Consider the following 13,010-nt stretch of genomic DNA (forward strand, 5'->3'; position numbering starts at 1 on the left):
TATAAGTTATTTTTATTGTTATTTTTGAATAACGCTGAGTAATTTCTATGCATTTTCACTGTTTTAAAGGTTTGCGTCAAAGCAGTGATTTTATGGATTGGATAAACAAAATTTATTTAAACCCATCGCAATCTGACCAGGCCTGGTCAAAGCTCAATTGTGACAAACTGTTCAAATTTGAAGCTATCAATATGTGGCACAATGTGTTAATTAAAGGGGAAAATATTATGAACAAACATTTAAAATCGTTGGCACATCAAGTGAATGATTACCTTAAAAACGACAACAAAGCCGATGCCAAAAAGGCACTCACGGTGTCGATTGAAAAGCTGCACGATTTGCGGGTGGCCACTCGCAAGTGGTTGGCGGTGATGAATCCCGACGATGAAATGGTGGCGAGTTTTAAAAAAATTATTCAAGCCAGTAATAAAGTGCGCGACATGGACGTGTTTTTATGGGAAATTTTGCCGACGTTTCCAGAATCTTGGCAAGCGGATTTAGTGGCCTTGCAAGCGGGTTTGCAAGACAGTCGAGCCGAATTAAACAGCCAGTTTAAGGTGTTGTTAGAAACCGAGTTGGTGGATGAGTTGGTGCGCGCCAAAAAGCGATTGGTCAAACATGCGCATGCATTTGAATCAGCCCACGGTCGGCATAAAATGCCGTTTAAAGAGATTGAAAAACGTTTAAAAACCGCGGTCAAAGAGCTTAAGTTGCTCGATTTAGAAGATAAACAGTTGCATAAAATTCGTCTGTTAATTAAACGTTTACGCTACCAGTTAGAGCATTTTTACCCCGAAGAGCATAAAGCGCTGGCTTTAACCGAAACCATTCAAGAGAGATTAGGGCTATTTCACGACCAATATCAAGCCATGAACCTACTTGACAAGCATCAAAGCCTATTAACCCCGCACATGTTTGAACAGACGTACGCGTTTTTGCAACACGAGAAACAGCGCACCATTAGTGCGCTGCGCCAGTTTCTAACTAAGTAGACGGCGATGTAAACGTCGTAAGCTGTAAAAAGCTCGGTTTATAAAACCCTACGCCGCAAAATCTTCTGGATCGTACCCTAGATTGGGTGCTAACCAGGTTTCGGCTTTTTCAATGCTCCAACCTTTGCGGTGCGCGTAGTCTTCAACCTGGTCACGACCTAACGAGCCTACACCAAAATAGCGCGCTTCGGGGTGGGCAAAATAACTGCCCGACACTGCTGCGGTCGGTGTCATGGCAAAACTTTCGGTTATCTCTAACCCAATCAGTTTATCGGGTTCCAGCAAGCTCCAAATGGTGCCTTTTTCGCTGTGCTCTGGGCACGCAGGGTAACCCGGTGCGGGGCGAATGCCTTGGTAGCGTTCGTGAATTAAATCGTCGTTACTCAACGCTTCATCGGCGGCGTATCCCCAAGCCTCTTTACGAACAATTTCATGCAAGGTTTCGGCAAACGCCTCGGCAAACCGGTCGGCTAAGGCTTTGAGCATAATAGCGTTGTAGTCGTCGTGATCGGCTTCAAAGCGCGCGACGTGCTCGTCAATGCCAACGCCTGCGGTGACGGCAAATAAGCCAATGTAGTCGGCTACGCCTGAGGCTTTTGAGGCTACGAAGTCGGCCAAACAATTGTTGGCGCCGCCGCGTTTTTTCTCGGCCTGTTGGCGCAGGTGATAAAACACATGAATCACCTCAGAGCGAGTTTCGTCGCTGTAGACTTCAACGTCGTCGCCCACACGGTTGGCCGGGTAAAAACCGAAGACCGCACGCGCGGTGAGCCATTTTTCTTCAATAATTTGTTTCAGCATCGCCTGCGCATCGGCAAAGACTTTACGCGCTTCAACGCCCACTACATGGTCGTTTAAAATGCGCGGATACAAGCCGTGCAACTCCCACGATTGAAAAAATGGCGACCAGTCAAAGCGTTCTACCAAGGTCTCGAGTGGAAAATTATCCAACACTTTACGCCCTAAAAAACTGGGTTTAATGGGGGTGTAATCTAACCAGGCCTGGTCGGTTAGCGCGGGGTTTTCGCGTGCTTTGTTAATGGGAATGCGTTTAACCTCTTTGGCGCGGGCTTTGCGTTCCTCACGCAATAGCTCGTATTCTTTGCGAATATTGGCGGCAAAATCGGCTTTTAAATCGTGCGAAATTAAGCTTTGTGCCACGCCCACCGCGCGTGATGCGTCTTTTACATACACCACAGGGTGGTCGTATTGTGGTTCAATTTTAACGGCGGTGTGCGCTTTAGAGGTGGTCGCGCCACCAATCAACAGCGGTAAGTTCATGCCGCGCTCTTTCATTAATTTGGCGACGTTGACCATTTCTTCAAGCGACGGAGTAATTAAGCCAGACAGCCCAATCACGTTGGCGCCCACGGCAATAGCGGTATCCAATATTTTTTCGGCCGGAACCATCACGCCCAGGTCAATCACCTCAAAGTTATTGCATTGCAATACCACGCCCACAATGTTTTTACCAATGTCGTGCACGTCGCCTTTTACGGTGGCCATAACAATTTTGCCTTGCACGCGATCAGCGGATTTTTCGGCGGCTAAAAATGGGTCAAGGTAGGCCACCGCGCGCTTCATTACCCGGGCTGATTTAACCACCTGCGGTAAAAACATTTTGCCTGCACCAAACAGATCGCCCACCACGTTCATGCCGTCCATTAAGGGCCCTTCAATCACGTTGATGGGCGCGCCTAACAGCACGCGGGCTTCTTCGGTGTCTTGTTCAATAAAGTCGGTAATGCCTTTTACCAACGAGTGTTCTAGGCGCTTTTGCACGCTGGTTTCACGCCAGCTTAGGTCGGACTCTTTACTGGCGGTGCTGCCGTCGCCTCTAAACGTTTCGGCGACGGCAAGCAAGCGTTCGCCGGCGTCTGGGTCGGTGTTAAAAATAACGTCTTCAATCGCTTTACGCAGGCCAGCGGGTAGGTCGTCGTAAATCGCCATTTGCCCGGCGTTTACAATCCCCATGTCCATGCCTTCTTTAATGGCGTAGTACAAAAACACCGAGTGAATCGCTTCACGCACGGGGTTATTGCCCCTAAACGAGAACGACACGTTCGACACGCCGCCCGAAATTTTAGCGTGCGGTAAATTGGCTTTAATCCAAGTGATGGCGTTAATAAAATCTAAGCCGTAGTTGTTGTGCTCTTCGATGCCGGTGGCGACGGCAAAAATATTGGGGTCAAAATAATGTCTTGTGGCAAAAAGCCGACTTTTTCGGTGAGTATTTTATAAGAGCGACTGCAAATTTCGATTTTGCGCGCCAAGGTATCGGCCTGACCCACTTCGTCAAACGCCATGACAATGGCGGCTGCACCGTATTTTTTAACCAATTGCGCGTTTTTAATAAACGCCTCTTCGCCCTCTTTCATTGAGATTGAGTTGACGATGCCTTTACCCTGAATGCATTTTAAGCCGGCTTCAATCACCTCCCATTTAGAGGAGTCAATCATAATCGGCACGCGAGAGGCTTCGGGTTCGGAGGCCAATAGATTTAAAAAGCGCGGCATGCACACTAAGGCGTCTAACATGCCTTCGTCCATGTTGACGTCGATAATTTGCGCGCCTTCTTCAACCTGTTTAACGGCAATGTCAATGGCCTCGTCAAAGTTGTCTTCGATAATTAAACGTTTAAATTTGGCCGAGCCGGTGACGTTATTGCGCTCACCTACGTTTACAAACAAGGTGCTTTGGTCAATGTTAAGCGGCTCTAACCCCGACAAGCGACAAGCGGGTGCAATGGTCGGCAATGCGCGTGCTGGATGGGATTGCGCTGCGCTGGCCATGGCGGCGACGTGCGCGGGTGTGGTGCCACAACAGCCACCAATAATGTTAATCCAGCCACGGCGCGCCCAGATGGCAATTTCGTCGGCCATCTGTTCGGGGGTTTCGTCGTATTCGCCAAACTCGTTGGGCAGCCCCGCGTTGGGGTGAATAGAGACATAGGTTTCGCACACCCTGCTAAGTTCTTCAACGTACGGGCGTAACTCTTGTGGCCCTAAGGCGCAGTTTAACCCGACCGACAGCGGTTGGGCGTGGGCGATGGCGTTGTAAAAGGCCTCGGTGGTTTGACCCGATAAGGTACGTCCCGACGCGTCGGTAATGGTACCGGACAGCATAATAGGCACGTCATAGCCCACTTCGTCTTGCACCTCTTTGACCGCAAAAATCGCCGCTTTGGCGTTGAGCGTGTCAAACACGGTTTCAATTAAAATGGTGTCCACGCCGCCTTCCAGCAACGCGTGGGTGGCGTGTTTGTACGCCAGCACCAGTTCGTCAAACGAGGTGTTGCGATAGCCCGGGTCGTTTACGTCCGGCGAGATGGACGCGGTGCGATTTGTCGGGCCAAGCACCCCGGCCACAAAGCGTGGTTTGCCGTCTTCGGATTGCGCTATGTCACAAGCCTGGCGTGCAACACGAGCGGCGGCCAGGTTAATGTCGCGCACCTGGTCTTGCATGTCGTAATCGGCCTGAGCAATGGTGGTGGCGTTAAACGAGTTGGTTTCTAAAATATCCGCACCGTGGCGTAAGAATCCAAGGTGAATGTTTAAAATGGCCTCGGGTTTGGTGAGTACCAAAATGTCGTTATTGCCTTTAATGTCCATGTGGTAGTCGGCAAATAAGTCGCCTCTAAAATCGGTCTCGGTCAAGTTTAGGTCTTGAATCATGGTGCCCATGGCACCGTCTAGCACCACCACGCGTTGTGCCAGTAACGATTTTAAAAGTTGAAGACGTTCGGTGCGACTGCTCATTGAAGTTTCCATCGTTGCAAAATTTAAGAGGAAGTATTTTACCCGATTTGACCGCCGTTCGCAGCCCTATTGCGGGGGAATGGTGGATAAATTCGATGCGACTAAACCCCTGTTTTATCACGTATTTGGATGTTAAAAGTTAGGGTTTTGCTATATACTGCACGCCATTTTTTATGGGTTTAATGGGCTTGAGTACGTCTTGATGAGCAAAAATAATAGAAATAACCGTGCCAAGTCACGGCGCGGTTTAAGCTTGGTGATTTTAAGTCTGTTGGGTGTGTTGAGTGCTACCGCGCAAGCGGGATCGTTTGAATTTGGTTCGGGCAATATGCAGTTGCAAGGTGGGTTTTTAGGGTTAGACACCGAAATTTCGGGGCCAATCACCACCTACACCATTCGCGATAATCATAATCAGATTTTAGAGTCTAACTGGTTTTACAGCTACTACTTAACCCAATATTCTGGTCAATCGCTGCAAGCGGTAGGCACTGAAGTGACGGCTTCAGCGGGCGGGTTAATTGAAACCCCGTTAACCGATTACGATGTGGTGAGTGTCGATGCGCAAGCTGGCTTTGGCTACGACTTTTACTCGCTGGGCGAACACGAATATTTAGGCATTGGCGTGGTGTTGGGTATTGCCACGCCGTACATTGAAAATTCGGGCAGCGACAGCGGTTCGAGCGGCGGATCAAGTTCTAGCGCCTCTTCAACGCCCGTACCCGTGCCGATTGGTACCACGGAAACCGTTGATTTTTTAGAGTCTACTACCGAGTTTATGGGCTATAACCTGGGGCTTAAGTTGGCCGGTAGCAAAGCGTTAGGGCCGTATGCGTCGGTGTACGCTGATGTGAGTTACGCTTGGCAAACCATGCAGGTAACCAATAAAACCTTAAACTTTAAAACCACCACCGACGGTTATTATATGAACACCAATGTTGGGGTGCGATATACGCCCATTAAAACCAAAGTGGATGCGGGCATTATGACCCTTGATCCATCGCTGTATTTTACCTTTGGGGTAAATCAGTCTGAGCTGGTTTTAAAGGACTTAAACATCGACATCAGCGGGGTTAGCTTTGCGGTCGATTCGGCCAATTTACGCTCCAGCACCACGTCATTGTATTTGGGTGTTGGGTATTCGTTTTAACAGACGCAATAAATCGTATAAACCGCAATAAAGATAGAGATTGACCATGCTTTGCCAAGTGTTTCCCGAACTGTACGACCAGCAATTAAGCGATAAAGTAGCACGATTAAACGCGCTTATTCCGGCGCTGCCACCGCATACCGACGTGTTTGCCTCGGCCAAAAGTCATTATCGCGCGCGCGCCGAATTTAGCATTTGGCACCAAGGGCCGCAAAGCGATTACATTATGTTTGACACCGACACCAAGCAAAAGGTCATTATTCAGCGCTGCCCGATGGTGAGCGAGTCGATTAGCGATTTAATGCCCAAGCTGATGCAGCTAATTATGCAAAACGAGTTGCTGCGCACACGGCTGTTTGAGATTGATTTTTTATCGACCTTAAGCGGACAAATGTTGGTCACGCTTATTTATCGCAAGCCCATTGAAGATGACCAGGCCTGGTTAAATGCCGCGCAAGTCTTAAAACAACAACTGCCCATTACTCACATTATTGGACGGGGGCGCAAACAAAAATTGTTGCTGGACGCCGATTACGTGGTCGAAACCTTGCAGGTCGATGGCCACGATTTTATTTATCAGCAAATTGAAAACAGCTTTACCCAACCTAACGCCCAAGTGGCGCAAAGCATGTTGCATTGGGCGCGTAAAATGTCGCAACAAACCACCGGCGATTTACTGGAGCTGTATTGCGGCAACGGCCATTTTTCGATTGCCTTGGCCGAACATTATCCGCGCGTGCTGGCCACTGAAATCTCTCGCAGTTCCGTGACCTCGGCGCAGTTTAATTTGGCCGCCAATGGGGTCAGCAACGTGACCGTGCTTAAAATGGCCGCCGAAGACGTGTCGAGTGCGTTGGCTGGGCAGACGTTTAAGCGCATGGGCGATGTGTCGTTAGACGATTACGATTTTAAAACCATTTTGGTCGATCCGCCGCGCTCAGGCCTGGATGATTTAACCCGTCAAATGGTGACTCAGTTTGAGTTTATTTTGTATATTTCGTGTAATTCAGACACCTTGGCGTTTGATTTGCAGCACATTTTACTTACGCACGACGTGGTGGCCAGCGCGTTGTTTGATCAGTTTCCGTACAGTCATCACATTGAGTCGGGCGTGTTTTTAAAACGTAAAAAAGCAGTTGAGGATAACACATGATTTTGGCTTGGATGGGCGCATTGGTGATTGGCATTACCCTGGGGTTACTGGGTTCGGGTGGCTCGATTTTGACCGTGCCGGTGCTTACCTATCTGGTGGGGCAAGAGATTAAAGTCGCCATTGCCGGTTCGTTAATGATTGTGGGAATTATCAGTCTGTTTTCGGTGATTCCGTACGCCCGACAAGGCCTGGTAAAGTGGCGCACGGTGGTGGTATTTGGTGTGCCTGGCATGGTGGGCGCTATGGCTGGAGCCTGGGGCGCGCACTTTGTGAGCGACGCGGCGCAAATGTTGGTGTTTGCCAGTTTGCTCATTATCGCCTCGTATTTAATGTTTAAACCTGTGGCGTTGCCCGAGGGTGCTGCGGTGCCCAAAGAGCGTGCTGTGGCTAACATTGCCCTGGATGGTTTGGTGGTGGGCGCGGTGACCGGTCTGGTGGGTGTGGGCGGCGGGTTTTTGATTATTCCGGCGTTGGTGTTGCTGGGCGGTTTGTCGATGCGCTTGGCGGTTGGCACCAGTTTGATGATTATTGCGATTAAATCGTTTGCCGGGTTTGTGGGTTATATTCCGGTGTTAGAGGCGCTTAATTTGCAGGTCGATTGGCACATTATTGGTATTTTTTCGGTCATTGGGATTGTGGGCGGCTGGTTGGGGCATAAAATCAGCAGTCGCATTAACCAAAACACCTTAAAGCAAGGCTTTGCGGTGTTTCTGGTGTTAATGGGCGCGTTTATTTTGTACGAGCATGTGCCCACATTGTTTTAAGCGTTAGTGACATGCTTAAATTACATCGCACAGCTAAACGCGGTGGGCTGGCCATCTTTTAGGCCGTCTTGCACAATTAAAAACTCAATGTGTTGGGCGGCTTGCGCTAAAAATTGAATCCCTTCTGGCTTGCCTGCACCTTCGGGCAGCTCGCATAAATGGCGCAGGGTATTGGCTTTGCGGTCGGTGCCTGGTAAGCCGTTTTCACCGCTCCAGTGGTACACTTGGTAAGGCAACGGTTGGTCGCCCGTGGCGCCGGCCAACACCAAATAGCCATTGGGCGTTTCACTCAATCCGCGTATGCCACGGCCTTGCAGTTCTAAATACAGCGGCGTGACCTCTTTCACTTTAAACGACTTTTTGGCCAAGGTAACGCGCAATAAGGGCACAAGGTTGCCGCGAAGTAAGGGGCCGCGTAAGCCTAAAATAAGCTCACCTTGTGGGCTAACGGCTAAGCCTTCAATGTCCACGCCGTTTTCTTTGCTGGGCAAGCCGCTAAACGGTTTTAAAATGGGGTCGTCTTTAACAATGTCGGCCAACGACAGCGTTTGTATCTCTTTGGGGTTAAAGTCGTTGTCCAATTCAATTCTAAACAACTGCTGGCGCGAGGTTTCAAGCTCAATGGGTTGTAGGCGTTTTAGGTTGTCTTTTTGGTTTAAATCGTCTTTGAGTTTTTTGCGTTTTAAACCGTATGAACCCGTGGCGTACAAATAGGGTGCTTGCCACGCTAGGCCTTCTAAATCCAGTTCGTCCACCGAGTCGCTTAAGGGTACCACTTTGTACGCGTGCCACACGCCGTTGCGTTTACGGTACAACTCTATCGAAGAGCCCTCGTCGGTGGCTAGGGCGATAAAATCGCCGCTTACCACTACGCCGCTGATGTTTAATGGGTCAATTTTAAGGTGTTTGTCAAATGACCAGGCCTGGTGAGTTGGGTTTTTTGAGTCGCTTAAAGGTTTTGCTACGTCAGCCAACAGGGTAGTCGAATGGCTTAACAGCAAGCTCATGACCAGGCCTGGTAAGATTAAAAAACGAGAAGAGTGGCGCATGTTAAATCCTTTGTGTGCATTGGGGGTGGCGAATCAAGGCTTTATTGTAGTGGATTGTGTAAAATAAACGTTCTTAAAAATTCACTCCCCCGAATTTACACCCCAGCTAATTTGAGATTTTATTACTCCATGACTCAGCCTATTAACGCTATTTCCAACGATATTTCCCACGATATTGCCGCCGATATTCTGGCCTCTCAAACCGCATTAGAGCCGTTAACTCAAAAACAGCGTAAAGCCGATTGGATTAAACCGCCCAAATCTATTATGCAAATGGTGGGGCGGGCGATGGCGCAATACAAAATGTTACGCGACGGCGACCGTGTGTTGTTGGGATTGTCGGGCGGTAAAGATTCTATGGCGCTGTTGGTGGTGTTAAAGCATTTGCAACGGCATGCGCCGGTTAAATTTGAGTTGGCGGCGTGCACCATTGACCCCGAAATTCCGGGGTTTGATCCCTCGCCGCTTAAAGCGTGGTGCGCCCAAATGGACGTGGCGTATTTTTATGAAACCGAGGACATGGTGGGCTTGGCCAACGAGCGCATGAAAGGCAATTCGTTTTGCAGTTTTTGTGCGCGGCAAAAACGCGGCATTTTATACACCGTCTGCCGCCGCGAAGGCTACAACGTTTTGGCGTTGGCGCAACATTTAGACGACTTGGCCGAAAGTTTTATTATGTCGGCGTTTAACGCCGGCCAACTGCGCACCATGAAAGCGCACTATTTAAACGACGATGGCGATGTGCGCATTATTAGACCCTTGGTGCGAGTGCGCGAAAATCAAACGCGCGAATTTGCCAAGGCCGCCCAGTTACCCGTCATTGAAGACAACTGCCCAGCGTGCTACGCCAAACCGCAAGCTCGGGCTCAAACCAAGGCGTTGTTGCTGGCGCAAGAAAAAATGAATCCGCATCTGTTTGCCAATTTGTGGCACGCCATGCAACCGTTAATTGGCGACGACAATCATGCAGGCCTGGCGAAGTTAAACCCCGCAGTCCAAAACGATGAGGTGGCGTTGTGAGTCAGTCGCATAAAACGGTTAATGCCAAACCGCTATTGGGCGCACTTTTAAAAGGCTTGGTGGTGGGGTTTAGTTGGCTGCCTTTGTCGGTTAATCAGGGTTTGGGGGCGTTTATTGGCCGTATGTTGTGGTGGTTGCCTAACAGCAATCGACGTATTACCCAGCAAAACATTGCCCACGTTTACCCTCATAAAACATCCGAGCAACAGCGCGCATTGGTAAAAGCCAGTTTAATCGAGCTGGGTAAAACCATTACCGAACTGGGCCCCGTTTGGCGTTGGTCGCAACCCAAATTATTGGCCAGTGTAACGGCCGTAAAAGGTCAAAATTTTATTGACGAGGCGTTAGCGGCGCAAAAAGGCATTTTGTTTTTAGGGCCGCACATGGGGTGTTGGGAACTAACCGGCGCGTATATTTCGATGCATTATCCGGCCACAACCTTGTATCAACCGCCCAATGTGCCGTCGGTTGAAGCGTTTATGGTGCAAGCCCGCAGTCGGTTTGGCGCGCAACTGGTACCCACCGACCTGCGCGGGGTGCGTAATTTAATTCAGGCGCTTAAAGCGGGTCGCGTCAGCGCTATTTTGCCCGACCAAGATCCCGGCGACAGCGGTGGCGTGTACGCGCCTTTTTTTGGCCAACCCGCACGCACCATGACGTTGGTCAGCAAGCTCATTCAAAAAAGTGACTGTGTGGTGCTGTTTGCGTTTACTGAGCGTCTGCCCAACGCACAAGGTTATGTCTTGCACTTTTTACCTGCCGATGCTCGCATTGCCAGTCGCGATGAACTCGAGGCGGCAACGGCGTTAAACCTTGGGGTAGAAGCGGTGATAAGCCAGGCGCCCGAGCAGTATTTATGGTCGTACAAACGCTTTAGAAAACCGCCAGCCGGCGTGGTAGATATTTACAAGCGATAATTACAAGCAAGAATCTGAATGCAGATTTTAAAGGCTTTTTTTGCCTACATACCAAGCGTAACGGTGGCGGTTGGCGGTGTTTTTAGGGCTAGTTTCAGGCGTATTTTCATGCGTTAACCAACCTTCGCCGTACACTAGGGTTTTAAGCTTTGACCAGGCCTGGTTAAACTCGCCACTGCCAATGTAATACTCAAGTTTACTGGGTGCATTGTCTTGCACGGGCGCTAAAAAGGTTTGGTAATACAAAAGACCATTGGGTTTAAGCGCGTCTTGCAACGCACTCAACAAGCTGCGGTCTAAGTAGCGGCTGACCACAATCACATCAAATTGTTGGTAGGGTAAAAGCATCTGCTCAAGATCGGTTATAAGCGGCACAATGGGTGCATGATGCGCCTGCGCCCAATGGTTAAGCGCGCTTAACGCGTTGTCTGAGATATCCCACGCATGGGTTTTTAAGCCGCATTGCGCCAAAAATCGCGCATTGCCACCCAAGCCACACGCCAGCTCTAAGGCTTGACCTTTAAAGGGCAGTAAATTGCTGTGCTGTTTTAACACAAAGCACGGATTAACAGTGTCGCTTAGTTGGGCGTCGGCGTAGTGTTTGTCCCATTTTTGCGCGGTGGTGTGACTGGTGTGGCTCATATTTAGGTTACCAAGTGGGTTATTTACGCCAAAATGCGGCGGTAAAGAGCACTAAAAGGGTAAAGATTTCTAAGCGTCCCAGCAGCATGGCAAAGGTAAGCACCCATTTAACCGGGTCGCTCATGCTCGAAAAGTTGGCCGCCACCTCTCCCATGCCAGGGCCTAGGTTGTTTATCATGGCGGCAATGGCTGAAAATGCCGTGATTTGATCAACCCCTAACGCCATAATGGTGAGCATTAATATTACAAAGGTAAACACATACACTGATAAAAACCCCCAAACGGCGGTCATAATTTTTTCAGGGATAGGTTTGCCGCCCAGCTTAACCGGGCGAATGGCATTGGGATGCAATAGGCCTTGTATTTCGCGTAAGCCTTGTTTAATTAACAGGACAAAGCGAATCATTTTAATACCGCCTGCGGTCGAGCCCGCGCTGCCGCCCACAAAACTCATAATAATGAGCATGATGGGCACAAACGCTGGCCAAGCACTAAAGTTGGCATTGGCAAAACCGGTGGTGGTGGCAATAGAAACGGTTTGAAATACGCCATAGCGCAACGCATCTTCAAAATTGGGGTAAACGTTTTGAAAGTACAAATAGCCGGTAGTGATGATAATGCCAGCCAGCAGAAAGGCGCTGTAGGCTTTAAATTCGGCGTCGCTTAGATAGGTTTTACTGTTAAGGTTGCGAAACGCACTAAAATGCAATGCAAAGTTTATGCCCGACAAAAACATAAAAAACACGGCAACCGCTTCAATTTGAATGCTGTCAAAATAACCAATGCTGGCGTCATGGGTTGAAAATCCACCAATGGCCACGGTCGAAAAACTGTGGCCAATTGCGTCAAACCAATTCATGCCAGCAAACCAATAGGCTACGGCACACGCCACGGTTAAGCCTAGGTAAATAAACCATAACGCCTTGGCGGTTTCGGAAATGCGCGGGGCAATTTTATTGTCTTTAAGAGGGCCGGGCATTTCGGCGCGATACAACTGCATGCCCCCGATGCCCAACATGGGCAAAATGGCCACAGCCAATACAATAATCCCCATGCCGCCCATCCATTGTAACTGCTGGCGATACCATAAAATGGCGTGCGGCAAGTTGTCTAAGCCCGTGAGTACGGTAGCACCGGTGGTGGTTAAGCCCGAAAACGATTCAAAAATAGAGTCGGTTAAACTTAAGGGCACTTCGTGTTCAATGTAAAACGGCAAAGCACCCACAAATCCCAGTACGGTCCAAAACATCACCACTACTAGAAACCCATCTCTAATTTTTAACTCTTGGCGATGGTGGCGCGTGGGCAGCCAGAGCGCCAAGCCCACAATCAATAAACCAATCATCACCGTAATAAACGCCAGTGTCGCACCATCTTTGTAAATGAGCGATACCACAATGGGCGGCAAAAGCGACAAGCTAAACAGCATGAGCAATAAGCCTAAAATTTTAATGATGATTTTGGAATGCATAAACGTGTCCGTTTTAAAAACTGCTAAAAACTGCTAAAAATTCTTAAAAATCTTTTAAGGTGAATTGACCAGGCCTGGTCAATTTGCATGAGCCTTA

The 13,010-nt window shown here is 49.1% G+C and carries 10 protein-coding genes and 1 pseudogene; 6 read left to right on the forward strand and 5 right to left on the reverse strand.

Annotated elements, in window-relative coordinates:
* The first annotated feature begins 92 nt into the window (after positions 1-92).
* Entirely contained in the window at positions 93-992 is a 900-nt protein-coding gene (locus EP181_RS00975) for a CHAD domain-containing protein (protein WP_172959653.1), read from the forward strand.
* 48 nt (positions 993-1,040) lie between these two features.
* Here EP181_RS00975 and EP181_RS12820 read toward each other — a convergent pair whose 3' ends face one another.
* Both EP181_RS12820 and EP181_RS12825 read right to left on the reverse strand, forming a co-directional pair.
* On the reverse strand, positions 1,041-2,498 hold the full coding sequence (locus EP181_RS12820) for a vitamin B12 dependent-methionine synthase activation domain-containing protein (RefSeq protein WP_420824412.1): 1,458 nt from the start codon (positions 2,496-2,498) through the stop codon (positions 1,041-1,043).
* 80 nt (positions 2,499-2,578) lie between these two features.
* Positions 2,579-4,762: pseudogene (locus EP181_RS12825) on the reverse strand (B12-binding domain-containing protein); the annotation flags it as partial.
* A gap of 190 nt (positions 4,763-4,952) precedes the next feature.
* Between EP181_RS12825 and EP181_RS00985 the strand changes: the two are divergent.
* The 3 genes from EP181_RS00985 to EP181_RS00995 are packed head-to-tail and all read left to right on the forward strand — an operon-like array spanning position 4,953 to position 7,814.
* Complete coding sequence (locus EP181_RS00985) at positions 4,953-5,897, forward strand: hypothetical protein (RefSeq protein ID WP_127470003.1); 945 nt, start codon at positions 4,953-4,955, stop codon at positions 5,895-5,897.
* 46 nt (positions 5,898-5,943) lie between these two features.
* The gene (gene trmA, locus EP181_RS00990; RefSeq protein ID WP_127470004.1) at positions 5,944-7,050 is read left to right on the forward strand and encodes a tRNA (uridine(54)-C5)-methyltransferase TrmA; all 1,107 of its coding nucleotides are present in this window, start codon (positions 5,944-5,946) and stop codon (positions 7,048-7,050) included.
* Positions 7,047-7,814, forward strand: coding sequence for a sulfite exporter TauE/SafE family protein (locus EP181_RS00995; RefSeq protein WP_127470005.1), 768 nt, complete (start codon positions 7,047-7,049; stop codon positions 7,812-7,814). Before trmA ends, EP181_RS00995 begins: the two co-directional genes overlap by 4 nt.
* Positions 7,815-7,834: 20 nt before the next feature.
* Here EP181_RS00995 and EP181_RS01000 read toward each other — a convergent pair whose 3' ends face one another.
* Positions 7,835-8,863, reverse strand: coding sequence for a DUF3616 domain-containing protein (locus EP181_RS01000; protein WP_127470006.1), 1,029 nt, complete (start codon positions 8,861-8,863; stop codon positions 7,835-7,837).
* 267 nt (positions 8,864-9,130) lie between these two features.
* Between EP181_RS01000 and EP181_RS01005 the strand changes: the two genes are divergently transcribed.
* Both EP181_RS01005 and EP181_RS01010 read left to right on the forward strand, forming a co-directional pair.
* The gene (locus tag EP181_RS01005) at positions 9,131-9,883 is read left to right on the forward strand and encodes a tRNA 2-thiocytidine biosynthesis TtcA family protein (RefSeq protein ID WP_232023551.1); all 753 of its coding nucleotides are present in this window, start codon (positions 9,131-9,133) and stop codon (positions 9,881-9,883) included.
* Complete coding sequence (locus tag EP181_RS01010) at positions 9,880-10,800, forward strand: lysophospholipid acyltransferase family protein (protein ID WP_127470008.1); 921 nt, start codon at positions 9,880-9,882, stop codon at positions 10,798-10,800. The genes EP181_RS01005 and EP181_RS01010 overlap by 4 nt, the downstream gene beginning before the upstream one ends.
* Positions 10,801-10,827: 27 nt before the next feature.
* On the opposite strand, the gene EP181_RS01015 is transcribed toward EP181_RS01010, so the two are convergent.
* Together EP181_RS01015 and EP181_RS01020 are read right to left on the reverse strand one after the other, a co-directional pair.
* Positions 10,828-11,442 carry a class I SAM-dependent methyltransferase gene (locus tag EP181_RS01015; protein WP_127470009.1) on the reverse strand — a complete coding sequence of 205 codons (615 nt, stop codon included), beginning with the start codon at positions 11,440-11,442 and terminating at the stop codon, positions 10,828-10,830.
* A gap of 19 nt (positions 11,443-11,461) precedes the next feature.
* Complete coding sequence (locus tag EP181_RS01020; protein ID WP_127470010.1) at positions 11,462-12,913, reverse strand: TrkH family potassium uptake protein; 1,452 nt, start codon at positions 12,911-12,913, stop codon at positions 11,462-11,464.
* Positions 12,914-13,010: the final 97 nt, after the last annotated feature.

It is taken from the genome of Thiomicrorhabdus aquaedulcis, assembly GCF_004001325.1.
GTDB lineage: Bacteria > Pseudomonadota > Gammaproteobacteria > Thiomicrospirales > Thiomicrospiraceae > Thiomicrorhabdus > Thiomicrorhabdus aquaedulcis.